The organism is Streptomyces sp. 130 (assembly GCF_007096885.1).
In the GTDB taxonomy this organism is placed as follows: Bacteria; Actinomycetota; Actinomycetes; order Streptomycetales; family Streptomycetaceae; genus Streptomyces.
In genome coordinates, this window is sequence record NZ_VJNO01000014.1 from 65,736 (window position 1) to 90,829 (window position 25,094).

The 25,094-nt window shown below is 73.3% G+C and carries 24 protein-coding genes; 12 read left to right on the forward strand and 12 right to left on the reverse strand.

Annotation, left to right across the window (positions count from 1 at the left end; all coding sequences use genetic code 11):
- Positions 1-2: 2 nt before the first annotated feature.
- Positions 3-1,457 carry a phosphodiester glycosidase family protein gene (locus FKN01_RS14720; RefSeq protein WP_143620450.1) on the forward strand — a complete coding sequence of 485 codons (1,455 nt, stop codon included), beginning with the start codon at positions 3-5 and terminating at the stop codon, positions 1,455-1,457.
- A 2-nt stretch (positions 1,458-1,459) separates the two neighbouring features.
- Here the strand turns inward: FKN01_RS14720 and FKN01_RS14725 are convergent, their stop codons facing one another.
- On the reverse strand, positions 1,460-2,155 hold the full coding sequence (locus FKN01_RS14725) for a demethylmenaquinone methyltransferase (protein ID WP_143620452.1): 696 nt from the start codon (positions 2,153-2,155) through the stop codon (positions 1,460-1,462).
- A 155-nt stretch (positions 2,156-2,310) separates the two neighbouring features.
- Between FKN01_RS14725 and FKN01_RS14730 the strand changes: the two genes are divergently transcribed.
- The 4 genes from FKN01_RS14730 to FKN01_RS14745 all read left to right on the forward strand — a co-directional run bounded on the left by FKN01_RS14730 (position 2,311) and on the right by FKN01_RS14745 (position 5,360).
- The gene (locus FKN01_RS14730) at positions 2,311-2,820 is read left to right on the forward strand and encodes a SigE family RNA polymerase sigma factor (protein WP_143620454.1); all 510 of its coding nucleotides are present in this window, start codon (positions 2,311-2,313) and stop codon (positions 2,818-2,820) included.
- An 11-nt stretch (positions 2,821-2,831) separates the two neighbouring features.
- Positions 2,832-3,725: a hypothetical protein gene (locus tag FKN01_RS14735; RefSeq protein WP_143620456.1), complete on the forward strand. Its 894-nt coding sequence runs from the start codon at positions 2,832-2,834 to the stop codon at positions 3,723-3,725.
- Positions 3,726-3,837: 112 nt separating this feature from the next.
- Entirely contained in the window at positions 3,838-4,584 is a 747-nt protein-coding gene (locus FKN01_RS14740) for a DUF3152 domain-containing protein (RefSeq protein ID WP_143620616.1), read from the forward strand.
- 104 nt (positions 4,585-4,688) lie between these two features.
- Positions 4,689-5,360, forward strand: a complete 672-nt coding sequence (locus FKN01_RS14745) for a DUF3152 domain-containing protein (RefSeq protein ID WP_260696884.1) — start codon at positions 4,689-4,691, stop codon at positions 5,358-5,360.
- A gap of 3 nt (positions 5,361-5,363) precedes the next feature.
- Here the strand turns inward: FKN01_RS14745 and FKN01_RS14750 are convergent, their stop codons facing one another.
- From FKN01_RS14750 to FKN01_RS14765, 4 genes are all read right to left on the reverse strand, one after another.
- Positions 5,364-6,008: a hypothetical protein gene (locus tag FKN01_RS14750; RefSeq protein ID WP_143620458.1), complete on the reverse strand. Its 645-nt coding sequence runs from the start codon at positions 6,006-6,008 to the stop codon at positions 5,364-5,366.
- A gap of 158 nt (positions 6,009-6,166) precedes the next feature.
- On the reverse strand, positions 6,167-7,366 hold the full coding sequence (gene mqnC, locus FKN01_RS14755; protein ID WP_143620460.1) for a cyclic dehypoxanthinyl futalosine synthase: 1,200 nt from the start codon (positions 7,364-7,366) through the stop codon (positions 6,167-6,169).
- Positions 7,367-7,438: 72 nt separating this feature from the next.
- Positions 7,439-9,118: a serine/threonine-protein kinase gene (locus tag FKN01_RS14760; RefSeq protein ID WP_143620462.1), complete on the reverse strand. Its 1,680-nt coding sequence runs from the start codon at positions 9,116-9,118 to the stop codon at positions 7,439-7,441.
- A gap of 471 nt (positions 9,119-9,589) precedes the next feature.
- The gene (locus FKN01_RS14765; RefSeq protein ID WP_143620464.1) at positions 9,590-10,468 is read right to left on the reverse strand and encodes a menaquinone biosynthetic enzyme MqnA/MqnD family protein; all 879 of its coding nucleotides are present in this window, start codon (positions 10,466-10,468) and stop codon (positions 9,590-9,592) included.
- Between the two features lie 283 nt (positions 10,469-10,751).
- On the opposite strand from FKN01_RS14765, the gene FKN01_RS14770 reads away from it, so the two are divergent.
- The 4 genes from FKN01_RS14770 to FKN01_RS14785 all read left to right on the forward strand — a co-directional run bounded on the left by FKN01_RS14770 (position 10,752) and on the right by FKN01_RS14785 (position 15,543).
- Positions 10,752-10,955 (forward strand): cold-shock protein, encoded by a 204-nt coding sequence (locus FKN01_RS14770; protein WP_003967102.1) that lies wholly within the window; start codon positions 10,752-10,754, stop codon positions 10,953-10,955.
- A 161-nt stretch (positions 10,956-11,116) separates the two neighbouring features.
- A complete protein-coding gene (locus FKN01_RS14775; protein ID WP_143620466.1) occupies positions 11,117-11,950 on the forward strand; it encodes a MerR family transcriptional regulator in 834 nt (277 codons plus the stop codon).
- A gap of 238 nt (positions 11,951-12,188) precedes the next feature.
- On the forward strand, positions 12,189-15,149 hold the full coding sequence (locus FKN01_RS14780; protein WP_143620468.1) for a BTAD domain-containing putative transcriptional regulator: 2,961 nt from the start codon (positions 12,189-12,191) through the stop codon (positions 15,147-15,149).
- Between the two features lie 208 nt (positions 15,150-15,357).
- Positions 15,358-15,543 carry a hypothetical protein gene (locus FKN01_RS14785; protein WP_143620470.1) on the forward strand — a complete coding sequence of 62 codons (186 nt, stop codon included), beginning with the start codon at positions 15,358-15,360 and terminating at the stop codon, positions 15,541-15,543.
- 96 nt (positions 15,544-15,639) lie between these two features.
- Here FKN01_RS14785 and FKN01_RS14790 read toward each other — a convergent pair whose 3' ends face one another.
- The 5 genes from FKN01_RS14790 to FKN01_RS14815 form a co-directional block, all read right to left on the reverse strand.
- Positions 15,640-16,035, reverse strand: coding sequence for a PIN domain-containing protein (locus FKN01_RS14790; protein ID WP_143620472.1), 396 nt, complete (start codon positions 16,033-16,035; stop codon positions 15,640-15,642).
- Positions 16,035-16,310 carry a hypothetical protein gene (locus FKN01_RS14795; protein ID WP_143620474.1) on the reverse strand — a complete coding sequence of 92 codons (276 nt, stop codon included), beginning with the start codon at positions 16,308-16,310 and terminating at the stop codon, positions 16,035-16,037. Before FKN01_RS14795 ends, FKN01_RS14790 begins: the two co-directional genes overlap by 1 nt.
- Before the next feature lie 83 nt (positions 16,311-16,393).
- Complete coding sequence (locus FKN01_RS14800; protein WP_143620475.1) at positions 16,394-16,954, reverse strand: hypothetical protein; 561 nt, start codon at positions 16,952-16,954, stop codon at positions 16,394-16,396.
- Positions 16,955-17,415: 461 nt separating this feature from the next.
- Entirely contained in the window at positions 17,416-19,821 is a 2,406-nt protein-coding gene (locus FKN01_RS14810; RefSeq protein ID WP_143620479.1) for a serine/threonine-protein kinase, read from the reverse strand.
- Between the two features lie 171 nt (positions 19,822-19,992).
- Positions 19,993-20,796 (reverse strand): VOC family protein, encoded by an 804-nt coding sequence (locus tag FKN01_RS14815; RefSeq protein WP_143620480.1) that lies wholly within the window; start codon positions 20,794-20,796, stop codon positions 19,993-19,995.
- A 252-nt stretch (positions 20,797-21,048) separates the two neighbouring features.
- Here FKN01_RS14815 and FKN01_RS14820 point away from each other — a divergent pair, with 252 nt between their 5' ends.
- Entirely contained in the window at positions 21,049-21,696 is a 648-nt protein-coding gene (locus FKN01_RS14820; protein WP_143620482.1) for a TetR family transcriptional regulator, read from the forward strand.
- Between the two features lie 250 nt (positions 21,697-21,946).
- Here the strand turns inward: FKN01_RS14820 and FKN01_RS14825 are convergent, their stop codons facing one another.
- Together FKN01_RS14825 and FKN01_RS14830 are read right to left on the reverse strand one after the other, a co-directional pair.
- Positions 21,947-22,150, reverse strand: a complete 204-nt coding sequence (locus tag FKN01_RS14825; RefSeq protein ID WP_143620484.1) for a ferredoxin — start codon at positions 22,148-22,150, stop codon at positions 21,947-21,949.
- A 14-nt stretch (positions 22,151-22,164) separates the two neighbouring features.
- On the reverse strand, positions 22,165-23,382 hold the full coding sequence (locus FKN01_RS14830) for a cytochrome P450 (RefSeq protein WP_143620486.1): 1,218 nt from the start codon (positions 23,380-23,382) through the stop codon (positions 22,165-22,167).
- A 173-nt stretch (positions 23,383-23,555) separates the two neighbouring features.
- Between FKN01_RS14830 and htpX the strand changes: the two genes are divergently transcribed.
- On the forward strand, positions 23,556-24,467 hold the full coding sequence (gene htpX / locus FKN01_RS14835) for a zinc metalloprotease HtpX (RefSeq protein WP_143620620.1): 912 nt from the start codon (positions 23,556-23,558) through the stop codon (positions 24,465-24,467).
- 27 nt (positions 24,468-24,494) lie between these two features.
- Complete coding sequence (locus FKN01_RS14840; protein WP_143620488.1) at positions 24,495-25,079, forward strand: PspA-associated protein PspAB; 585 nt, start codon at positions 24,495-24,497, stop codon at positions 25,077-25,079.
- Positions 25,080-25,094 lie beyond the last annotated feature (15 nt).

The following is a 25,094-nucleotide window of genomic DNA, read 5'->3' on the forward strand; positions in this document are numbered from 1 at the left end:
TCATGAGCAGAACTCTCACCCGCACCTGGACGACGGTGGCGGCGGCCCTGAGCGCCCTCGTCCTCACCGCTCCCGGCGCACCGGCCGCCGACGCACCGGCGAGCCCGCTGGCCGCCAACTGGGACCGGCAGACCCCGACGACGAACATCACGACCGGAGTCACCCTGACCCGGTACACCGAGCGCGTGCCCGAGAACCGGACCCGGGGCCGCGTCCTGAACGTGGTCGAGATCGACCCGACCGCCTCCGCGCTCACCCTGGAGAGCGTCGTCGGCAAGGCCGACGGACTGACCGAGACGGTCGCCGACCAGCTCGCCGGAGTCTCGGCGGTCGCCGCCCGCCGCCCCTACGCGGGCGTCAACGGGGGCCTGTTCAAGTCCGAGCCCGCCCACCCCGACCTCGTACTCCCGGCCGGCGCCGACGGCACCACGCTCGCGCACCTGGGCGTCTCGGTCACCGACGGCGTCCTGCACAGCTCCAGCTGCTGGATGAACGGGGCCGGCAGCAGCGGGGTGGTCCTTCAGTACGGCATCCCGTACATCACCAAGCTCCGTACGGACATGAAGCTGACCACCGCGTCCGGCGCGACCGTACGGGTGGACGACGTCAATCGCGATCCCGGCCGCAGCCGGGGCTGCGCCCGGGACGCCGACGACACGGCGGTGCAAGGCCAGGCGGCGCTGTACACCGACCCGGACGAGATCGTCCTGTTCACCGACGACTACGGCGTCCCCGTGCCCAAGCCGGGGACCGACCCGACGGTCACGACGGACGACGACCCCGGCTTCGAGGTCGTCCTCGACGCGCACGGCGTCGTCACCGACGCCCGGGAGCGCCGGGGCGGGCAGACGGCGGGCGAGCAGGTGTACGTCCCGGCGGGCGGCCGGATTCTGCAGGGCGTGGGTGCCGGGGCGGACTGGCTGCGCACCCACCTCACCCGCGACGACCACCCGGCCGTCGAGCTGAAGCTCCATGACGTGACGCTCGACCGGGACATACCGCTGGACGACTCGGTGGACGTCGTCAGCTCCTTCCACCAGCTCCTGCGCGCGAGCGCCGTACCCGCCGAGCTGCCCGACTCGTGCAGCGGCCACGCGACGGGCGCCGACGGGACGAACCTCATCTGCACCGACTCCCGCACGGCCATCGGCACCAACATCAAGGGCCACCCGGTGTTCATCACGCTCACCGGGCAGCCGCAGGCCACCGCGTCGACCACGCACGAGGACGGGGACTCGCTCCGGGCGTTCGCGAACCTGCTGGACTCGGCGGAGCTGGCGCTGGTCGACGTGCTCAACCTCGACGGCGGCGGGTCCACGACGCTCGTCACGGGTACGGAGACGCGGACACCGCCGACCGACGCGGGCAAGGACCCCGCCGGGCCGAAGTACGTCCACCGGCGGGTCGCCGACTCGGTGTACACCGGGGTCGGCGGCTACGGCATGTACGCCAGATAGCGTCAGGCGGCCCTGACACCCCGGTGCAGGGCCACCACGCCGCCCGTGAGGTTGCGCCAGGCGACCTGGGACCAGCCGGCCTGCTGGAGCTTCTTCGCCAGGCCGGGCTGGTCGGGCCAGGCACGGATGGACTCGGCGAGGTAGACGTAGGCGTCGGGGTTGGAGGAGACCGCGCGGGCGACCGGAGGCAGGGCGCGCATCAGGTACTCGATGTAGACCGTGCGGAACGGGGTCCAGACGGGCTGGGAGAACTCGCAGATGACGACCCGGCCGCCCGGCTTGGTGACCCGGTACAGCTCGCGCAGCGCCGCGTCCGTGTCCTGCACGTTGCGCAGCCCGAAGGAGATGGTCACCGCGTCGAAGACCTCGTCGCGGAAGGGGAGTTTCGTGGCGTCGCCGGCGGTGAAGGGCAGCCAGGTGTGGCGCTTCTTGCCCTCGCGGAGCATGCCGGTCGAGAAGTCGCACGGCACGACGTACGCACCGGTCGCGGCGAACGGCAGCGAGGACGTCGCCGTGCCGGCCGCCAGGTCGAGGACCTTCTCGGCGGGCCGGGCGTTCACCGCCCTGGCGACCTCCTTGCGCCACACCCGGTCCTGGCCGAGCGAGAGCACGTCGTTGGTCAGGTCGTAGTTCGCCGCCACGCCGTCGAACATCGAGGCGACTTCGTGCGGCTGCTTGTCCAGGGAGGCTCGGGTCACGCACCCCATTCAAGCAGCCCGGTCCGCGCGGCCTCGCGGGGGACGCCCCCGGCGAACCCGGCTTCAACCTTTTCCGCCCGGCACCACTCAGTACTGACGGAAGGGCCTCACGAGAGACCTCCGCGCAGAACCGGGAAGAACACGAAAGGGGGCAGATGTCCACGGGAGCCAGCCGGGGCGCCGACGGCTTCGAGGAATTCGCCCGCGCCGGCCAGCACCGGCTCTACCGCACGGCGTACCTGCTCTGCGGCGATGCCGACGCCGCGCGCGACCTGACCCAGACGACGCTGGCCAAGCTGTTCCAGCACTGGCACCGGGTGCGCGCCGCCGACCATCCGGACGCCTATGCCCGGACCGTGCTCACCCGCACCTACATCGCCGAGCGCCGCCGCCGTCTCCGGGACCTCCTCGCCCACACGCCGATCGCCGCGCCCGCCCCGGCGGTGGGCCCCGAGCTCACGGTCACGCTGCTCGCCGCCCTCGCCGAACTGCCGCCCCGCGCCCGGGCCATGGTCGTCCTGCGCTACTGGGAGGACCTGAGCGTGGAGACCGTCGCCGAGCTGCTGCGGTGCAGCCCGTCCACCGTCAAGAGCCAGTGCTCCCGCTCCCTGGCCACGCTGCGCGCCCGCCTGGGCGACGCCCACCTCTACACCGCCCGAAGCTGAGGAGTCACGCCGTGTACGTGTTCATGGACCCCGCTCCGGGCGACGAGCCCGGCCGGGACGACGGGGAGATGCTGGTCCGGACCGCCATGGAGCGGGCCACCGAAGGGGCGCCGCCGCTGACCGATCTGGTCCCGGGCGCGCTGGCCGAGGGCCGCCGCCGCCGGGTCCGGGCCCGCGCCGCCATCGGGGCGACGGCGACCGCGATCGCCGGCCTCGGCATGCTCGGCGCGGCGCTGCCGGTGTGGGGCGGGGGCGGGGGCGGGGAGCCGGTACGCGAGTGGTCGGCGGCCTCGCGGACCTCGCCGCTCCCCACGGAGACGGCGGTGCCCGTCCGGCCCCGTGTGCACGTCGAGCCGAGCCCCGGCGAGACCTCCATGGCGGACCTGCCGGCCGATGAGCGGGCGCGGCAGCAGGTCTTCCAGAACGAGGCGGCGGGGGTGCTCGAAACGCTGCTGCCCGAGGCACTGGCCCCGGTCCGTCCGGTCGACATCGGCGTCAGCCGGTACCAGGGCGGGGCGGACGGCCGGGTCTTCCCCCTCTCGTTCTCGGTCCGCCCCCTGGCCACCGGCAAGGCGGCCCGGGCCGACCGCGCCTGCCTCGATGTGGCCGCCAAGGGCCTCCGGTGCGACGAGGTGTCACTGCCAGGGGGCATGATGGCCCAGGCGATCACGGCGACCGGGAACGCCAAGGGGGGCAGGACGATCACCGGGGCGACCGTACGCTTCACGTACGGGCACAGCCGCGTCACGCTCACGGTGGGGGGCGACGCGGACGCGATGGTGCCGGCGCCGGTCACCACCGACGACCTGCTGGCCGTCGCCCGGGACCCGCGGTTCATGGAATTGGTCGCTTACGCGGACGCACGTCCGATGGAAGCCAGGGAGGGATCTGTCCGTGGGGGCTGAGAGCAGGCGGGGGCGGCACGGTGGAGGCGGGCGCCGGCGCGCGAGACGGGCGCGGCGCAGCCGCGTCCGAATAGTGGCCGCCGTCGCCGTGCCGGCGGCGCTGATCGGCATCATGGTGCTCCTCGCACCCCGCTGGGCGGGCGGTGAGGGGTCCCCGGCGTCCGCCGCCGCGCGCACCCCCTCGGCCGCCGCCGCGTCCCCCGCCTCGGCACCGCCGTCCGCGAAGCCCGGCCGGAGCCCGAAGCCGTCCCACTCCCCGTCCGCCTCCCCGTCCCCCAGCCCCAGCCCCACCGTCCTCCGCATCCCCGCCTCCGGCCCGGGCACCTTCGCGACCGCCCGCGCCGACGCGTCGTCCTCCGGGCAGTACGCGTACCGGGTGGAGGTCGAGGACGGCTCGGGCGTCGATCCGGAGGAGGCCGCCGACCGGATCGCCGGCATCCTCGCCGCGCCGCGCGGCTGGGGGCAGGGCGGGAAGCGCACGTTCCACCGGGTGGCCTCGGGCCCGGCCGGACTGGTCGTCCGCATCGCGACGGCGGCCACCACGGACCGGATCTGCGCGCAGGGCGGGATGAACACGCACGGCGAGGTCAACTGCCGGATCGGCGAGAGGGTGATGGTCAACCTCAAGCGCTGGCAGACCGGTTCGCCCGAGTTCGACGGCCCGCTGAACGACTACCGGGCCCTGATCATCAACCACGAGGTCGGCCACTGGCTCGGCCACGGCCACGAGACCTGCCCCGGCGCTGGGCGCCCGGCCCCCGCGATGATGCAGCAGATCTACGGGCTCAAGGGCTGCGTCGCCAACGCCTGGCCGTACGACGAGAACGGGGCATACCTGGGCGGCCCCTCGGTGCCGTAACGATTCACCGGCCACGGCCTCAAAAGGATGTGGACTGAACCGATCACCCCGATCACCGGTCCTACAGCGGGGGACGCAACGTCGATCGCTGGGGAGGGTTCCGGATGCCCGGGAGCAAGGGGCGCCGAGAGAGCGGCCGGAGCAGGCTGCTGACGTGGGCCGTCGTCCCCGTGGTCATCGCGGGCGCCGCCGTCGCCGGCCTCCGCTGGAACGACGCGCGGGGGCCGGCACCCGCCGCCTTCACCGTGGCCCGCGCCGCCGCGACGGACAGCGGCACGGGGAACGCCTACCGGGTGGAGGTGGAGGACGGCTCCGGGCTCGACCCGGACCGGGCGGCCTCCGTCGTCGCCCGCGTCCTGGCCTCGCCCCGGGGCTGGTCGCACCACGGCGAGCACAGGTTCCGCCAGGTGGCGAAGGGCCCGGCGGGGCTGGTCATCCGGATCGCGACCCCGGAGACCACCGACCGGGTCTGCGGCGAGAGCGGGCTCGACACGCACGGCGAGGTCAACTGCCGCGTCGGTACGGTCGTGATGGTCAACCTGAAGCGCTGGCAGACGGGTTCGCCCGAGTTCGACGGCCCGCTGGGCGAGTACCGGGCGCTGATCATCAACCACGAGGTCGGGCACTGGCTCGGCCACGGCCACGAGACCTGCCCCGGCGAGGGCCGCCCCGCCCCCGCGATGATGCAGCAGATCGACGGCCTCAAGGGCTGCGTCGCCAACGCCTGGCCGTACGACTCCGAGGGCCGCTATCTGGGCGGCCCCCCGGTGCCGTAGCGGTCACCGCCCCCGGTACACCAGCCGCCCGCCCGCGATCGTCGCCACGCAGCTCGCCGCGCCCGCCGCGAGCAGCGCCGCCTCGTCCGGGGCGTCGAAGACCGCGAGGTCCGCGCGGCCCCCGGCGGCGAGCGGCGCCGCCGTCGCCTCGGCCACCGCGCCCGCCCCGGCCAGCGGATCGAGCCGGGGGCCGTCCCCGGTGGACGCCGACGCGGTGAGGACCGTCAGCCCGGACCGCCGGACCGCCGTGAGCAGGGCGGGCGGTGCCCCGGGCGCGGCCGTCACCGCCGTCGTGCCGTGCCGCAGCATTCGGTGCAGCCCGCGCCGCACGCTGCCCGCGCGCCAGGTCTCCTCGGGGCCCAGCGCGTCGAGCGCGGCGCCGGTCAGGGGCTCGGTGCCGAGCGCGTCCGCCTCGCGGGGGTCGGGGAAGTACCACTCCTCCAGGAGCCGGACCGCGTCCCGCTGGAGGAGGCCGGGGGTCAGGACGCCCGGCCAGCGCCGGACGCGGGCGGCGGGGTGGGCGGCGGCCAGCTCCCCGTACGGCCCGAACGCCTCGACCGAGGCGTCCCGCACGGCCACCGCGCCGCCGGGCACGGGTGCGCGTCCGCCGCCCGGCAGCAGCAGGGCGGCGGCGTGGATCGTCAGCAAGACGCGTGGGCCTTTCGTTCGGACCAGGCTGGATCAGGGAGCGGGGCGTGGCGCGTGCGGCTGCAAGGCGGAGGGGGCCCCTCTCTGCTCGAGCGAAGCCGAGAGCTTGGGAGTGCGTGCCACGCCCCGCGAGCCCGGCATGATCCGAACGGAAGGCCCTAGTTGGCGCTGAGGAGCTTGAGCTCCGGGTGGGCCGTGCCGCCCTCGATCGCGACGGACGAGATGTGCGAGACGACGCGCTCGTCGACCGGGTCGTTCGCCGGGTCGTCGTGCACGACGAGGTGCTCGTAGGTCGTGGAGCGCTGGGCCGGGACGCGGTCCGCCTTGCGGATGAGGTCGATGATCTCCAGCCGGTTGGAGCGGTGCTTGGCGCCGGCCGAGGAGACGACGTTCTCCTCCAGCATGATCGAGCCGAGGTCGTCCGCGCCGTAGTGCAGCGACAGCTGGCCGACCTCCTTGCCGGTGGTGAGCCAGGAGCCCTGGATGTGCGCGACGTTGTCCAGGAAGAGCCGGGCGATGGCGATCATCCGCAGGTACTCGAAGAGCGTGGCCTGCGTCTGCCCCTTCAGCTTGTTGTTCTCCGGCTGGTACGTGTACGGGATGAACGCCCGGAAGCCGCCGGTGCGGTCCTGCACGTCACGGATCATGCGCAGGTGCTCGATGCGCTCGGCGTTCGTCTCGCCCGTGCCCATCAGCATGGTCGAGGTGGACTCGACGCCCAGGCCGTGCGCGATCTCCATGATCTCCAGCCAGCGCTCGCCGGACTCCTTGAGCGGCGCGATGGCGGTGCGCGGCCGGGCCGGCAGCAGCTCGGCCCCGGCGCCCGCGAAGGAGTCCAGGCCGGCGGCGTGGATGCGGCTGATGGCCTCCTCGGCGGAGACCTTGGAGATCCGGGCCATGTGCTCGATCTCGGAGGCGCCGAGCGAGTGGATCACCAGCTGCGGGAACGCCTTCTTGATGGCCGAGAAGTGCTCCTCGTAGTACTCCACGCCGTAGTCCGGGTGGTGCCCGCCCTGGAACATGATCTGGGTGCCGCCCAGCTCGACGGTCTCCGCGCAGCGGCGCAGGATGTCGTCCAGGTCCCGGGACCAGCCCTTGGCGGTGTCCTTCGGCGCGGCGTAGAACGCGCAGAACTTGCAGGCCGTGACGCACACGTTGGTGTAGTTGATGTTGCGCTCGATGATGTACGTCGCGATGTGCTCCGTACCGGCGTACCGGCGGCGGCGCACCGCGTCGGCCGCCGCGCCCAGGGCGTGCAGCGGGGCCGACCGGTAGAGGTCGAGCGCCTCTTCCGGAGTGATCCGGCCGCCTTCGGCGGCTCGGTCGAGGATGGGCTGGAGGTCGGCCTTCTCGGTCACCGGGCTGTCACCTTTCGGCGGTTTTTCAACGGATCTACGGACCGGTTCAGCGTACGCCAGGGGGGTCGGGCGTCAGCTGCCGGACCGGGTCAGCGTGCCGTACGGGAGTCCCGCGCCCTTCTCGTCGGAGCGGAAGCGGAGCGTGCCGTCGGAGGTGCGGGTGAAGTGGAGGCCGGCGGGTGCGGTGGTGCAGAGGCCGGCGGTGCTGGGGCGGTCCCGGTCCGCGCGTTCGCGGACCTTCAGCTCCTGTCCGGTGGCGGAGATGAGCGAACCCACGCTGTGGCAGGTGAAGTTCACGCCGAGGGCGGAGACCTCGGTGGTGAGGCGGACCACGTCCGCGCCCTCGCGGCCCTTGGTGAAGACCGCGGTGAGCGTGCCGTGCGGCTGGCCGGTGGTCTTCTCGGTGAGCGGCCCCTTCCAGGTGCCGACGAACGCCGCGGGCAGCTGGTCCGCCCCGCCGGAGGTGCCGGAGGTGGCGGACGGGGTCTGCGAGGCGCTCCCCACGTTGCCGCTGTCGTCGCCCCGGCCCGGGATCAGGTCCAGCAGGAAGGCGCCGCCCACCGTCACCGCGGCCAGCGCCCCGGCCACCGCGAGCGCGAGCGTGCAGCTCACCCGGCGGCGCCCCGCCCCGTCCCCACCCGCCGCCGCGCCGAGGGCCAGGCCCCGCCCGACGGTCCGCTGCGCGGGCAGCCCGTCGGCCACGGCGGTCGGGGGGTGCGGCGGGCCGGCCGGCGGGCCGAAGACGCCCGGCTCGGAGCCGCCGACCGCGCCGTACGGCCCTCCGGCGGGCTCGCCCGCCCCCGCCCCGAACGACGGATTGCTGAACGGCACCGGACCCGACTGCGCCGGGGCCTCCTGCGGTTCCAGGTCGAGCAGCGCCACCGCCGACCGGCTGACCTCGCGGACCAGCGGCCCGGGCAGCCAGCCCGCCGCGACCGCCGCCGCCGCGCCGCCCGGCAGCAGCAGCCGGACCAGCTCGTCCGGCGTCGGCCGCCGCTCCGGGTCCTTGGCCAGGCAGGCGGCGATGGTCTCGCGGAGCCCGCCCTCCAGCTCGCCCAGCTCCGGTTCCTCGTGGATGACCTTGTAGAGCAGGACGGCCGAGGAGTCGCCGAGGAACGGCGCGGAGCCGGTCGCCGCGTACGCCAGGACCGCGCCCAGCGAGAAGACGTCGGCCGCGCCGGACATCCCGGTGCCCCGGATCTGCTCCGGAGCCATGTAGCCGGGCGAGCCGACCGAGACCCCGGTGGAGGTGAGGGAGGTGGTCGCGTCGATGGCCCGGGCGATGCCGAAGTCGATCAGTCGGGGGCCGTCCAGGGCGAGCAGGACGTTGGACGGCTTCACGTCCCGGTGGATCAGGCCGCGCTCGTGCACCGCGGCGAGCGCCTCACCGAGCCCGGCGCCCAGCACCCGGACCGCGTGCTCGGGCAGCGGGCCGTGCTCGGTGACGGCCGCGGAGAGCGGCGGCCCGGCCACGTAACCGGTGGCGATCCAGGGAACCGGGGCGTCCGGGTCGGCGTCCAGGACGGGCGCGGTCCACTCGGCGCCGATCCGCCGGGCCGCCTCCACCTCGCGCCGGAACCGGGCGCGGAACTGCTCGTCGAGCGCGAAGTGCGGGTGGACGACCTTGACGGCGACGGTGCGACCGCCGGCGCTGCGCCCGAGGTACACGCGGCCCATGCCGCCGGCGCCGAGTCTGCCGAGCAGCCGGTAGGCGCCGATGCTGCGCGGTTCCCCGGCTTCCAGCGGCTGCATATGACGGACTCCCCCTGTGAACCGGCCGGACCTCCGATCGAAGCCTAACGACTCGGTGCACGGTAGAGAGTGGATCAGATCGCGGCTTGTTCCACCGCTGATCTGGCCGGAGCCGGACCACCGGAGCCCCGCCCCTCGGCCGAGCCGCTCAGCGAGGCGGGGGCCGGGCTCACCGCCCCGGCGGAACAGAGCGGGAAGTGCGGACGTCCGCCTCGGCCCGGCGGGATATGCGCGTCGTCCCCCGCAATCCCGACCGGGCGGGGTGACGGGCGAAATGACCGCGGAAGAGGAATGGATCTGGAATTCCGAGGTCCTTCGCCGATCAACTATTCAGCGTGAATTCACCCGGACGAGTATCGGCGTCCGTGCGAGGGTTTCCGGGGCATCGCCGGAAACATCGGGAATGGCCGGGAATTCGACGCGTCGCACGCGCGGGGCGCACGGCGCGGGAAACCCCGGCCCACCCCCTCCTCATCCGGCGAGGAGCTCCACCTTCACGTCCGCCGGGAAGCCCGCCGCCTCACCGGCGCGGCGGGCGAACTCCTCGACGCCGGCCAGCTGGTCCGGGCCGAAGCGGAAGTCGAGCGTCGTGAAGTAGCGCTCCAGCACCTCCGCGCCGAACGCCTCCCAGCGCGCCGCCTGTTCGGCGACCTTGGTGACCTCCTCCAGGGACAGGTCGCGGGAGGCGAGGAACGCCTCGTGCACCTGCCGGACCGCGTCCGGCTCGGCGGCCAGGTAGTCCTTGCGGGCGGCCCAGACGGCGAAGACGAAGGGCAGGCCCGTCCACTCCTTCCACATCGCGCCCAGGTCGTGGACCTGGAGCCCGAGGCGGGGCGCGTCGTGCAGGTTGGCGCGGAGGGCGGCGTCACCGATGAGGACGGCGGCGTCCGCCTCCTGCATCATCACGCCCAGGTCCGGCGGGCAGGTGTAGTAGTCGGGGGTCACCCCGTACCGCTCGGCGAGCAGCAGCCGCGCCAGCCGTACGGACGTCCGGGAGGTCGAGCCGAGCGCGACACGGGCCCCGTCCAGGTCCTCCAGGGGCCGCTGCGAGACGATCACGCACGACATGACGGGGCCGTCGCAGCCGACCGCGATGTCGGGGAAGGCGACCAGGTCGTCCGCGTTGCGCAGGAACTCGACCAGGGTGACCGGGGCGATGTCCAGTTCGCCCCTGACCAGTTGCTCGCTGAGCTTCTCCGGGGTGTCCTTCGACAGCTCCAGGTCGAGCAGGGTTCCGGTCCGTGCCAGCCCCCAGTAAAGGGGCAGGCAGTTGAGGAACTGGATGTGGCCGACGCGCGGCCGGGGGCGACGGTCGCCGCCCGCGACGTTTGAAACGGTTGAATTGTCCACATCGCGAGGCTAGACCCGTCCCCGCCGGGCCGCCGCACCGGGGCGGCGGCACACAGGAAGGCCCTCTCGGATGGCTCATCCGGACGGCAATCAAACATCCGGGTGAAGTGATCTTTCCCTCTACCCTTACGGACACGCTGCGTGCTAGGCTCGACGGCAAGTTGCAGTTTGGTTTCCCTTGCAGTACAGAGCCTGCGGAGCATGTGACCCCGCAGGCTTTTGTAGTTTTCAGACTTCATTGCAGGTTCTGGAGCAGGGCAACCCTTTGGCCCAAGGAGGGCTTATGGCTACCGGAACCGTCAAGTGGTTCAACGCTGAAAAGGGCTTCGGCTTCATCGCCCAGGACGGCGGCGGCCCGGATGTCTTCGTCCACTACTCCGCGATCAACGCGTCCGGGTTCCGCTCCCTCGAGGAGAACCAGGTCGTGAACTTCGACGTCACTCAGGGCCCGAAGGGCCCGCAGGCTGAGAACGTCACCCCGGCCTAGTTGCCCGGGTCGGCCGATCGCGGCCGGTAAGAGCAGTACCCAAGGAGCCCCGCTCCTCCGCACCGGCGGAGGAGCGGGGCTCCTGCCCGTGCGGCCCGTCCCGGCCGTGCGAAGTGGTGTCTTGACCTTCACACCGTGTGAAGCCGTGCAGTGGAGGAGTCATGTTCACCATCGGAGACTTCGCCCGGTACGGGCGGGTGTCGGCCCGCATGCTGCGTCATTACGACGAGATCGGGCTGCTGCACCCGGACCGCACCGACCCCTCGACCGGCTACCGCTACTACGGCGCGGCCCAGCTCGCCCGGCTCAACCGGATCATCGCGCTCAAGGACCTCGGCTTCACGCTCCAGCAGGTGGGGGCCGTCCTGGACGACGCGGTGGGCCCGGAGGAGCTGCGCGGGATGCTGCGGCTGCGGCGTACGGAGCTGGAAGCGGCGATGGCCGCGGCTGCGGCCAGGCTGGCGCAGGTCGAGGCGAGGCTCCGGTCCATCGAGAGCGAGGGACACATGCCCACGAACGACGTCGTGATGAAGAAGGTGCCCGCGGTGCGGGTCGCGGAGCTGACCGGGGTGGCCGGGAGCTACGAGCCGCAGGACATCGGCCCGGTGATCGGCCCGCTGTACGACCGGCTGTTCCCCCTCCTCGCCGAGGCGGGCCTGACCCCCTCGGGCCCGGGGATCGCCCGGTACGAGGACGCCCCGGACGGCGGCGGCAGCGTCGTCGTGCACGCCGGGGTGACGGTCTCCGCACCCGTCGGGCCGGTCGGCGACACCGGGATCACCGTGGTCGAGCTGCCGCCGTTCGAGGCGGCGACCGTCGTGCACCGGGGGTCCATGGACGCCGTCCTGCCCACCGCCCAGACCCTGGCCCGCTGGATCGACGCCAACGGCTACCGGTCGGCGGGGTACGCCCGCGAGATCAGCCTGGAATGCCCGGAGGACCGGGACGGCTGGGTGACCGAGCTCCAGGAGCCGGTGGTCCGGGCGACGGCCTGAGACCGGGGGCGCCCGCCGGCGGGCGGGCGCCCCGCTTCGCACGTTCCCGTCCCGACCGCGCCGCCCCGAATCGTTGTCGAGGGCTTGTGCAGAGAGTCATCCGTTACTGACGGGCCGACCCTTCACAAGGCAGACTGTTGACGGCGATATCAACGGTATGGAGCAATCCGGACGGCCTGGGACCGATCCGGACACAGCGACCGTGCCGGGCCGTGCGCAGGCAGGACAGGAGGCAGCAATGGGCCGTGACGACGGGCCACCGGTACGCGTTCCGCAGCAGCGGGACCCCGAGCGGGGCCCGGAGGACGAGGCCGCGCTGCACTTCTCCGTACTCGGTCCCGTACGGGCCCGGCGCGGCGGCGAGCCGCTGCCGTCCGGATCACCGCAGCAGCGCGCGCTGCTGACGGCGCTGCTGCTGCGCGGCGGCCACACGGCGACGGCCGCCGAACTCATCGACGGCATCTGGGGCGACGAGCCGCCCTCGCAGGCGCTGGCCGCCCTCCGCACCTACGCCTCCCGGCTGCGCAAGGTCCTCGGCCCCGGGACACTGGTCAGCGACTCCGGCGGTTACGCGATACGCACGGGCGCCGACGCACTGGACCTGACGGTGGCTCAGGAGCTGGCGTCCGGGGCGGAGAAGGCGCGGGCGGGCGGCGACCGGGACGCGGCGCGGGCCCTGCTGAACAAGGCGCTCGGGCTGTGGGACGGCGAGGCGCTGGCCTCCGTGCCCGGTCCGTACGCGGAATATCAGCGCACCCGGCTGGAGGAGTGGCGGCTCCAGCTCACCGAGACCCGGCTCGACCTGGACCTGGAGGCCGGCTGCCACGCCGAGGCGGTCTCCGAACTGACCGCGCTCACCGCCGCGCACCCCCTGCGGGAACGGCTGCGCGAGCTGCTGATGGTGGCCCTGTACCGCAGCGGCCGGCAGGCGGAGGCGCTGGCCGTCTACGCGGACACCCGGCGGCTGCTCGCGGAGGAGCTGGGGGTCGATCCGCGCCCGGAGCTGGGCCGGCTCCAGCAGCGCATCCTGCGCGCCGACGAGGAGCTGGCCCGGTCGGCAAACGCCCCGGCCCCCGCCGCCGCGCCGGTCCGTCCGGCCCAACTGCCCGCGACCGTCCCGGACTTCACGGGGCGGGACGCCTTCGTCCGCGAGCTGGGCGACCGGCTGGGCACCGCCGAGGGGTCCGTGATGGCCGTCTCCGCACTGGCCGGGATCGGGGGCGTCGGCAAGACGACGCTCGCCGTCCACGTCGCCCACCAGGCCCGCCGCCACTTCCCGGACGGGCAGCTGTACGTCGACCTGCAGGGCGCCGGGGCCCGGGCCGCCGAGCCGGAGACGGTGCTCGGCGCCTTCCTGCGGGCGCTCGGGACCGCGGACTCGGCGATCCCGGAGACGCTGGACGAGCGGGCCGCGCTCTACCGCTCCACGCTCGACGGCCGCCGGGTCCTGGTCCTCCTGGACAACGCCCACGACGCGGCCCAGGTCCGCCCGTTGCTCCCCGGCACGGAAGGGTGCGCGGCGCTCGTGACGAGCCGGGTACGGATGGTCGACCTGGCCGGGGCGCATCTGGTCGACCTGGACGTGATGTCGCCGGAGGAGGCGCTTCAGCTCTTCACCCGGATCGTCGGCGAGGAGCGGATCACCTCGGAGCGGGAGGCCGCGCTCGACGTGGTCGCCGCGTGCGGCTTCCTCCCCCTGGCGATCCGGATCGCCGCCTCCCGGCTGGCCTCCCGCCGCACCTGGACCGTCTCGGTGCTGGCCGCCAAGCTGGCCGACGAGCGCCGCCGCCTGGACGAGCTCCAGGCCGGCGACCTCGCGGTGAAGGCCACCTTCGAACTCGGTTACGGCCAGCTGGAACCGGCCCAGGCCCACGCCTTCCGCCTCCTCGGCCTCGCGGACGGCCCGGACATCTCCCTCGCCGCCGCGGCGGCCCTCCTCGACCTGGACCCGCACGCGGCGGAGGACCTGCTGGAGGCCCTGGTCGACACGTCCCTGGTCGAGTCGGCCGCCCCGGGCCGCTACCGCTACCACGACCTGGTCCGCCTGTACGCGCGCTCCTGCGCGGAGCGGGACGAGCGGGAGCCCGGGGAGCGGGAGGCGGCGCTGTCGCGGCTGCTGGACTTCTACCTGGCGACGGTGGCCTGCGTCAGCGCCCTGGAGAAGCCCGGCGACACATTGATCGACCACCTCGCGCCCACGTCGTACAGCGGGCTGACGTTCACCAGCCGGCGCGAGGCGCAGGACTGGCTCTACAGCGAGGCCGGGACGCTCCTGGCGTGTGCCCGCCAGGCCGCGCACGGGCCGGCGCTGGCCCACGCCGTGGACCTGCTCTGGACGGCCATCGAGCTGGCGGAGTCGGGGGCGAACTCCAAGGAGTACGAGGCCACCGTCACCGCGGCCTGCCGGGCCGCCGAGGAAGCCGGTGACACCAAGTCCGAGGCCAGGGCGCTCCTCACCCTCGCCAATGTGCACCATGTGTCCGGCCGCTTCGACCTGGCCGAGCACGAGTGCACGCGGGCCCTGCGGCTTTCGGCGGCGGCCGGCGACCCGCTGCCCGCTTGCTGGGCGTCGAACCTGCTCGGCATCGTCGCGCTCTACGAGAACCGCCACGCGGACGGCGAGAGGCATCTGACCCGCGCCATCGAGGACTTCCGCGAACTCGGAGACCGTCCCGGCGAGGCGTCGGCCCTGTGCAACCTCTCACGCGTCCACCTGGCCATGGGCCGGATGAGCACGGCGGTCTCCCTCGCTCAGCGGGGAACGGCCATGTACGACGAGATGAACCACGCCCTCAAGGGCGCGAACGGCCGCTACGCGCTGGGGCTCGCACTGACGCAGAGCGGGCGGCTGGAGGAGGCGGCGGACAGCCTCAAGGAGGCTTACCAGGTCTTCAAGGACAGCCGGCAGCGCCTCTGGGAGGGCATGGCGCTGTTCCGCCTGGCGGAGCTCGACATCGCGGCGCACCGGCCGGCGCAGGCCGCCACCAACTCCGAGACCGCGCTCACGGTTCTCCGGGGCATCGGCGGGGAATGGCGTCGTGGGAACGTGCTCACGGTCCTCGGCAGATCGCTGGCCGGCATCGGCCAGACCGGGCGCGCGCAGGTCTGCTGGCGCGAGGCGCTCGACATATTCGAGTCGCTGGGCTCCCCCGAGGCCGCGGACGTCCGCCGGCTCCTCACCTCGGCCACGGTCTCCTGACCTGCCCTGCCTGGCCGTTCATCGTTCGTTTATCGCGCCGGGCCAGTCTCTGGGTAGTCGATCCGCCGCGTCGGGGGGCAGGCGGGGCGACATACGGCCGCAGCACTAATGTGAGCGGCCCCGACAGGCCCGTCCGGCAGTCCACGGGGGAACAGCCGGACGGGCCTCGCCGAAACAGCACGAAGCACACCAACGGGAGTAGACGATCATGGCCGACGAGAGCACCGAGCCGATCATCAAGCCGCTCAACACCCACGCCACCAGCGCCCCGGCGGACCTTCTGGGCACGGACGGCACGATCAAGCCGCTCAACACCCACGCCACGTCGGCGCCCGAGGGTGAGACCGAGGACAAGACGGACAACACCCACGCGACGAGCGAGCCGGCCAACTAAGCCGCACCTGACGGGGGGAACGGCCGCGGCGGCGCGGAGGGGAAGCCGCCGCGGCCGCCGCGTTTCCGTGCCCGGCCCGGGCATCGGGGACCGCGCCTACAGCCCCCGCACCAGCACCTGCGCCCCGCACAGCTTCTCCATGTCGTCCCGGTCGGACGTGAAGACCACCGTCCGGCCCGACTGGCGGTTCGCGATCGCCGCGAGGGCGGCGTCGATCGCGTACTTGTGGCCGTGCAGGCCGGCCACCGCCAGCAGGCGGATCGCGTCGTCCGCCATCGCCCTGGACACCGGCTCGACGACCACCCGGGACATCGCCCAGTCCCATGCGGACCGCCGGACCTTGCTGTGGTACGCCTCGACCAGGGTCATGGCGCTCGTCACGACGCGCACCCCGGACTGATGCGCCTTGGCCAGCGTGACCGCCATCGTCCGGTCACGCAGGACCATCCTGGACAGCGCCTCACTGTCCAGGACGTACGTCATCTCCGGCATCACGCGGCGTCCGCCTGGCGTCGGTGACCGGATTCCCGCGCCTCGAACCACCGCTCGATCTCGCGCATCTCCCGGTCGGCAGCGGCCTCTTCTTCCTCGGTCAGCGGGCCGCCCTCCTCCAGCAGCCGCGCCACCAGCTCCCCCAGCCGGTCGTGCTCGCGCTGGCGCTCTATGGCCCGTGTGACGTACGCGCTGAAGGCCCCGGGGCCGACCTCGCCGCGGATCTCCTCCGCGAGCTCTTCCGGCAGGGTGACGGTGTACTTCTTGGTTGCCATACTTCGCACCATACCCGCCACCCTTTCGGCCGAATAGCCGGATTCATCACATGGGGTGACCGCTTCACCCCCAAGGGTGATGCTCAGTACTCCAGCTCGGCCGTGACCTCGCACTTCTTGACGCGGGACACGAGGCGCGGGCTGTCCATCCGGACGGACACGGTCTTCGTGTCGCCGTAGTCGGCCTCCACGGTGGCCTCGCCCGTGTCGACCACGCCGCCCCTCGCGTCCAGGAAGGTCACGTCGACCTCGTAGGTGTGCGTGCCGGAGGCGACCGGGGTCAGGCGGACGGTGGACGCGGTGACGGCCTTGCGCTTGCCCTTCGCGGGCTGGGCGCAGCGGAAGACGTACACCTGCGGCGCGTCCGACGCGGTGGCGGCGGGGGTCGGGTCGGTCGACGTGGAGCCCGAGGAGCCGCTCGACGAGCCGTAGTCGTCGTCGTAGTCGTTGTCCGAGTCCGTGTCGTGATAAGTGCCGTTGCTCTTCTTGGAGTTGGAGCACCCGCCGCCGCTGCTGCTGCCGTGGCTGCTGGACCGGCTCTTTCCGCTCTTGCTCTTCCCGCCGTGACTGCCGCTCGAGAAGCCGGTGAGCGCGAGTACCACCGCGACCAGGACCACCGTCAGCTTGACGTGCTGCCGTCTCATCGAATCCGCCCCCGCTTGTGTGCTGTTGTGTCGCCGCCGACCCGGGTGGCCGGGCGCCACGGAACCGTAACGCACAGCGTGGCGCGGAACACCGGCGGGCCGGTCATGGACCTGTCACGGTCTCGTCTCCGTCTGGTGGCGGCCGTCACACGGGCGGCGTAGCGTCAGAGCGAGAGCTCTCTGGAGGTACGGAGATGACCCGCAACGTCCTCGGTGCGGTCCTCGCTCTCACCGGAGCGGCGGTCGCCGCGCCGAGCCCCTTCCGTGAGCGGCGCGACGGCCGCCTCGGGCGGCACCGTCCTCGCGCCCCGGAGCCCGACGCGCCGGATTCCGCCGCCCCCGAGACGTGGCCCCCGACGTGGGAGCCCGGGCCCTCGGTCCAGACGAGCCCGTGGCCGGAGCCGGAGGGGGACGACCCCCACGTGGGTCCTGAGGAACCACCGGCCCGTCCGGGCTGAGCCTCACGCCCGCGCGCGGGCGCCCGTCCCCGTGCCCTTCAGCGCGTCCAGCGCGTAGACGCAGCGGTCCTTGCTGCACGCGTACACCACGCCGCCCCGGACCACCGGCGAGCCCGTGATCTCGCCGCCCGTGGCGAGCTTCCAGCGCAGCTGGCCGCCCGCCGCGTCGAGGGTGTAGAGGACGTGGTCCGCGGAGCCGAAGTGGACGCGGCCGTCCGCGACGGCCGGGGCGCCCACCACCTCGCCGCCCGCCGCGAACCGCCACTTCGGGGTGCCGGTGACCGCGTCGAGGGTGTAGAGCGCGCTGCCGCTGCCCACGTGGACGTTGCCCGCGACGACGAGCACCGGCTCCGCCGACTGGCGGGCCTCCGTGGCGATGCGCCAGCGGTCCTTGCCGGTCGCGGCGTCCAGGGCGTACACCGTACCGAGGTAGTCCGCGAGGTAGACCCCGCCGCCGGTGACGGCCGGGCCGGGGGCGAAGGCGGGCGGGGACAGGAAGACCGCGGGGCACTCGAAGTGCCAGCGGACGTGCCCGGCCGCGATGTCCACCGCGAGGACCCGGGTCCCGGCGGCGATGTACACGTAGCCGTCCGGCGCGGGCGTCACCCGGACCGGGACGCCGCCGCAGGAGGCCGCGTCGCCGATGGGATACGACCAGCGCTCGGCGCCGGTGCGGGCGTCGAGGGCCTTCAGGCGGGCGTCCTGCCAGACGTAGACCGTGCCGTCGTGGATGACCGGCCCGCCCTCCGGCGTCTCGAAGTCCGTCTGCGCGCCGCTCAGGTCCCACAGCTTCTCGCCGGTCGCCGCCTCCCACGCCTGGACGCCGCCGCCCCGGGTGGCCGTGACGACCGTGCCCCGGTCGGCCTTGAGCGCGTACACCCAGGCGTCGGTGGCCGTCCGCCACCGCTCGGCGCCGCTGGTGGCGTCGAGGGCGTAGAGGGAGGGGCCGTCCGAGGCGTGGATGCGCCCGCCCTCGACGGCCATCGCCCAGGCGACGTCCCGGGTCTTGAACTGGCGCCGCCCGTTACCCGTGTCCAGCGCGTGGACCTCGAAGGACGTGACGTACAGCAGGTCGCCGACGACGACCGGCGTGCCCCACACGTCGTTGGACATGCGGAACCGCCAGGGCCGCCACCGGGCGGGCCCGGACTGGCCGGTGTCGGGGGCCTGCGCCGGGCGGGGGACGGGGGCGGGCGGGGGCGTTCCGTCGACCCCGGCGGGCGGGCGGACCCAGCCGGTCGCCGGGCCCGCGTCGGCGCCGGCGGCCGAGGCGCGGACGTCCCGCACGCGGGGCCCGGGCCCGATCGGCACCTGGACACCGGTCAGCCGGACCGGCCCCCCGGCGTCCGGCACCGGCGCGGGCGGGGATGCCGGGCGGGCGGGGACGCCGCTGTGCCAGGGGCCGTCCCAGTCCGTGCCGGGCGGCGGGTGCGGCGCGGTCACGGCGGGCCGCGACGGTGCGGTGGGCCCGGGCGGCGGTGCGGGCGGGGCGGCCGGCGGGGTCGTACGGCCGCCTCCGCGGCGCCGCTCGATCAGCGCGGTCGCGGCGGCCGGCAGCCACGCGGAAGCCGTGCCGCCGTCGTCGTCACCGCCGCCGGAGGCGAAGAGGTGCGGGGCGAGCTGGGCCTGCAGGTCGGCCGGGGTGGGCCGGAGGGCCGGGTCCGTCTGCATGCACGACTCGATCAGCGGTCGCAGATCGTCCGGCAGGCCCGAGAGGTCGGGGCTCTCGCGCAGCAGCATGAACACCGTCTCGACCGGGTTGGCCCCCCGGTACGGGGCGTGACCGGTCGCGGCGAAGACGAGCGTCGAGCCGAGCGAGAAGACGTCGCTGGCCCCCGTCACGCTCCGCGAGTCCCGGGCCTGCTCCGGCGACATGTAGGCCGGCGTGCCGACGGCCACGTTGGTCATGGTGAGCCGGGTGTTGGAGACGCCGGAGGCGATGCCGAAGTCGATGACCCGGGGGCCGTCCTCCACGACGAGCACGTTCGACGGCTTCATGTCGCGGTGGACGAGCTGCGCGCCGTGGATGGACTGCAGGGCTTCCGCGATGCCGGCCGCCAGCCAGCGCACCGCCTGGGTGGGCATGGGCCCGCACTCGTTCACGATCTCTTCGAGCGAGGGGGCGGGCACGTACGCGGTGGCGAGCCAGGGCACGGCGGCGCGCGGGTCGGCGTCCACGACGGCGGCCGTGTAGAAACCGCTGACGGCGCGCGCGGCCTCCACCTCACGCGTGAAGCGCACCCGGAACAGCTGGTCCTCGGCCAGTTCCGTACGGACGGTCTTGATCGCCACCCGGCGGCCCGACGCCGACCGGGCCAGATAGACCAGCCCCATGCCGCCGGCCCCGAGCCGTCCCAGCACCTCGAAGGGGCCGATCCGCCTCGGGTCGTGCTGCGTCAGCTGCTCCACTACTTGCCACCTCCCCGTACGGACCTCAGGGGACAGAGGCCCGCGAAAATCCCGCCGTGTGCAGCGTCTCATCACTGGACGCGGCCCGGCGGTGCGCACCCCGATTGTTCCTGGCCGGGGCTCCGGTGGCGAACCCGGGGGCGGATCGGGGTGTCCCGTGCCACTCCGCCCTTATCCGGACACAGGCTCCTGAAGTACGGCGAACTCGGCACCCTGGTCGTCCTGGAGGACCGCCACCCGTCCGTACGGGATGTCGAGCGGGGGTTCGGTGACCCGGCCGCCGAGCCGCTGGACGGTACGGGCCGTGTCGTCGCAGTCCACGACGTTGAAGTAGCTCAGGAAGTGGCTGGGCAGCTCGGCCGGGAAGGCGGCCGTGATGACGCTCCGGCCGCCGACCGCCGTCTCGGGGCCGGGTTCGGTGCCGGGCGGGGACCACGTACGGAAGTCCACGCGGTGCTCGTCGGTGTCGGGGACGTCCAGGGGCGAGTCGTCCACGTCCGCGCAGCGGAAGCCGAAGACCTCCTCGTAGAAGGGGTCGACGCGCTCCTTGGACCGGGTGTGGACCTCGGTCCAGCAGAAGGAGCCGGGCTCGTTGCGCTTCTGGAAGCCCGCGCGCTCGCCGGCCTGCCAGAGGCCGAAGACCGCGCCGCCCGGGTCGGCGGCCTGGGCGAGCACGCCGTCCCGGCCGGCCGGGACGGGTTCGGTGATCACCTGGCCGCCGGCCGCGCGGACGCGGGCGACCGACGCCTCGATGTCGTCGGTGGCGAAGTAGACGCCCCAGGCGGTCGGCATCCGCCCGTCCTTCTTCGCGGCCAGCGCGGCGACGAGCTTCCCGTCGCTGAGGGCGTCGGCGCGGGGGCCCTCGGCCGGGCGGAAGGTCCAGCCGAACAGCTCGCCGTAGAAGCGTTTGCCCGCCTCCAGGTCGGGGAGCTGCACGTCCACCCAGCACGGTGCGGACTGCGTGAACGCGGCCATGGGCCCGAATCCCTTCGTCATGGGGTGACGCCCGTCACAGTCACCGTAGCTTTACGGTGCGTGCGGCGCGCCCCGGGGCGTTCCCGGCACACCCCCAGCCGCGAACGCAGGTTCGAAAGTTATCCACCGACGTTATCCACAGGCTGTTAATAACACTGTTCGGACTGTGGGCGACGAGGGGCTGCCGCAGGCCCCGTTCCCCATTTGCTTCGGTCGAATCGCGCTCCGATCACCCGTCGGTAAGCTGACGGCATGACAGGACAAGTACGCACCGTTGACGGCCGCGTGGCCGGTCGACGCGGTCAGGCGACGCGGCAGAAGCTGCTCGACTGCCTCAGCGAGATGCTCAGCTCCTCGCCGTACCGGGACGTCAAAGTCATCGACGTCGCCCGGAGGGCGGGGACCTCACCAGCGACTTTCTACCAGTACTTCCCCGATGTCGAGGGCGCCGTCCTCGAACTCGCCGAGGACGTCGCCAAGGAGGGGGCCGGGCTGACCGAACTGGTCGCCGGGCGCTCCTGGATCGGCAAGGCGGGCCGGCAGACCTCCGAACAACTCGTGGAGGGCTTCCTCGACTTCTGGCGGCGCAACGACGCGATCCTGCGCGTGATCGAGCTCGGCGCGGCGGAGGGCGACAAGCGGTTCAACAAGATCCGCATGAAGGTCCTGAACTCCGTGACCGGCTCCCTGACGGAGTCCGTGAAGGAGCTCCAGGCGAAGGGCAAGGTCGACCAGGACATCAGCCCCGCCGCGATGGCGGGCGCCCTGGTCGTCATGCTGGCCGGCGTCGCCTCGCACCAGAAGGGCTTCACGGCCTGGGGCGTCAAGCAGGCCGAGATCAAGCCGAATCTGGCGCAGCTGGTGCACCTCGGCATCACCGGCAAGAAGCCGGCGAAGTAACGAACCCCGCCGGGGCGGCGCGCGGTGATCCCGGCGCCCCGGGTCCTGTCTCACCGACGGCGGACCACACCTGTGGTCCGCCGTCGGCGTATCCGGACGGGTCCGGCCCGTCACCCGGCCCGGCCGGCGTTCGAGAACGGAACCGGTGACCGGGCGGGCCCGAACCCCGACGCACCGCGCACCGCGCACCGCGCACCGCGCACCGCGCACCGCGCACCGCGCGCCGCGCACCGGGGCAACGGCTTCGTCCTCAGTCGCCGGACGGGCCGGGGTCTCCGCCCGCCCTGATCGCCCCCACCGGGCACGCCCGTACGGCGTCCGCGACCATCGGGCCCGGTTCCGGCTCCGGGAGGAGTTCGCTGAGGCCGTCCTCGTCCTGGGTGAAGACCTTCGGGGCCGCCAGGGCGCACTGGCCGGCGCCGATGCACACGTCCTTGTCGATGTCGATCCGCATCCGGTTCTCCTCCGTCACCACGTCACCGGCAGTTCCAGCAGGCCCTGCACCGTGTCACCCGGTTTGAACGGGACCTCCTCCGGGGGCGCCGCCAGCCGGAGGCCCGGCAGGCGGCGGAAGAGGGCGGGCAGGGCGATCTCCAGCTCGGCGCGGGCCAGGTTCTGTCCGAGGCACTGGTGGATGCCGAAGCCGAAGGCCACGTGGTTGCGCGCCCCGCGCCCGAGGTCCAGTTCGTCCGGCGCCTCGAAGGCCGCCGCGTCCCGGTTGACCACCGCGGTGGACAGGAGCACGCCCTCCCCCGCCCGCAGCGTCTCCCCGCCGATCTCGATGTCCTCCACCGCCACCCGGGACAGCCCGTCCGCGATGGAGAGGTACCTCAGCAGTTCCTCCACGGCGGCCGGCACCGCGTCCGCCCCGCCGCCGGTCAGCCGGGCCAGCTGGTCCGGGTGGCGCAGCAGCGTGAACGTGCCGAGCGAGATCATGTTCGCGGTCGTCTCGTGGCCGGCCACGAGCAGGATCTCCGCGAGGCGCACCAGCGCGTCCAGCTCCACCGCCCCGGTCTCCAGCCGCCCGGCGATCAGCTCGTCCAGCAGACCGTCGCCCGGTTCGCGCCGCTTCCGCTCGATCAGGTCGCGGAAGTACGCGTCCAGGTCCTCCCGGGCCGCGACCACGTCCTGCGGCTCGGGCCCCCGCAGCAGCTTGCGCGAGCGGTCCTCGAAGAACGCGTGGTCCGCGTACGGCACTCCGAGCAGCGCGCAGATGACCATCGACGGCACCGGCAGCGCGAACGCCCCGACCAGCTCGGCCGGCGGCCCCTGCGCCACCATCGCGTCGAGCAGCCGGTCCACGGTCTCCTGGATGCGCGGTCGCAGCGCCGCCGTGCGCCGGACCGTGAAGCTCGGGATCAGCATGCGGCGCTGGGCGTTGTGCTCCGGGTCGTCCACGCCGAGCAGTTCGACGCGCCGCTGCCGGACCGCGGCGAGCCTCGGCGCGAAGATCGGGAAGTCCGGATGCGAGCGGTCGGACGACAGCCGGGGGTCGGACAGCAGCGCCCGCGCCTCGGCGTGGCCGGTCACCAGCCAGGCCGTACGGCCGTCGAAGAGGCGGACCCGGGACACCGAGCGCTGCCCGCGGCTCTCGCTCGGATAGCCGGCGGGCGGGTGGTAGGGACAGGTGCGGTCCTGCGGGAAGTCGATGGGCACGGGCTGGGACTCGGACTGGGTGTTGGTCATGACGGACCTCGCAGCGAGGGGGGTGTGGTCGTCCTGCCGATCACCCCCACTAGATGCCTCAGGCATCTATCTCGCCTAGATGATGTTCGGCCATACCCGCGGAACGGAGCACCGGCGTCCGTTTTCGGCCGCCGAGGAGCACCATGGAGACAGGCGAGGAGTGGAGGTCGTCCATGGCCGGGACCCGTAGCCGCTATGCCGCCGACCGCGGCCTGACCACGCGCATGGTCACCACCATGTTCCTGATCGGGCTGCTGTACGTGGTGCTGGTCGGCGTGCTTCTGGCGGTGCTGCGCGGGGCCTGGCCGGTCATTTTGGTGATCACCGGCGGCATGTTCGTCGCCCAGTTCTGGTTCAGCGACCGGATCGCCGCGTTCAGCATGGGCGCCCGGGAGGTGTCCCCCGCCGAGGCGCCGGAGCTGCACGGGGCGATCGACCGGATATGCGCCCTTGCCGACATGCCGAAACCGAGGGTGGCGATCGCGGACAGCGATGTGCCGAACGCCTTCGCGACCGGCCGCAGCCGGAAGTCCTCGCTCGTCTGCGCGACGACGGGGCTGCTGCGCAGACTGGAACCGGAGGAGCTGGAGGGCGTCCTCGCGCACGAGATGTCGCACGTGGCGCACCGGGACGTGGCCGTGATGACGATCGCCTCGTTCCTCGGCGTCCTGGCCGGCATCATCACCCGGGTCGCGCTGTGGGGCGGCTTCGCCCGCAACAACCGCGGCAACGACCCGATCGGCGTCCTGGTCCTGCTGATCCCGCTGGTCAGCGCGGTCGTCTACGCGCTGAGCTTCCTGCTCACCCGGCTGCTCTCCCGCTACCGGGAACTCACCGCCGACCGCACGGCCGCCCTCCTCACCGGCCGCCCCTCGGCCCTCGCCTCCGCCCTCACCAAGGTGAGCGGCCAGATGGCCCGGATTCCGACGGAGGACCTGCGGAAGGCGGAGCCGTACAACGCCTTCTACTTCGTCCCGGCCTTCGCCTCGAAGGAGAGCATCGGCCGGCTGCTCTCCACGCACCCGACGCTGGAACAGCGCCTCGACCAGCTGGCCCGCATCTCGGCCGACCTGTCCCGGCCGTGAGCGCCCGTCCGTCCGCAAGGAGTCCCCGTGGGCCTGCTCGACACGATCCTGGGCCGCAGCAAGCCGGTCCGCCCCGACCTCGACCAGCTCTTCGCCGTCCCGTCCGCCGCGCTCACCCTCCGGGCCGCGACGGGCCTCACGCCGACGGGCGCGGGCTCGGTGTGCTTCGCGGGCGCGGAGGGCTCCGCCTTCGCCCGGGTCCGGCAGGACGTACGCGAACTGCTCGACGCGGGCACCGGGCGCGGCGGCGTCCCGGTGGAGTTCAGCCGGGACACCTACGGCTACACCTGGCTGCTCGCCCGTCAACCGCCCGAGGACACCGCCGCCCTGGTCAACGACCTGCACGCGGTCAACACCCTGCTCCAGGACGGCGGCTTCGGCCCGCAGCTGCTCTGCTCGCTGGTCGCCTTCCGGGACGGGGAGGGGCGCCCGCTGGCGCTGGTGTACCTGTACAAGCGCGGCACGTTCTACCCGTTCGCCCCGGTCCCGGGCGGCGCCGAGAAACGCGACAACCGGCTGGAGCTGGAGGTCCGGGCCGCGCTGGGCGACGACCTGCGGGTGGAGCGGGACCTGTCGCGCTGGTTCCCGGTGTGGGGGGCGCCGGGGTTGTGAGGGAAACCTCGCCCG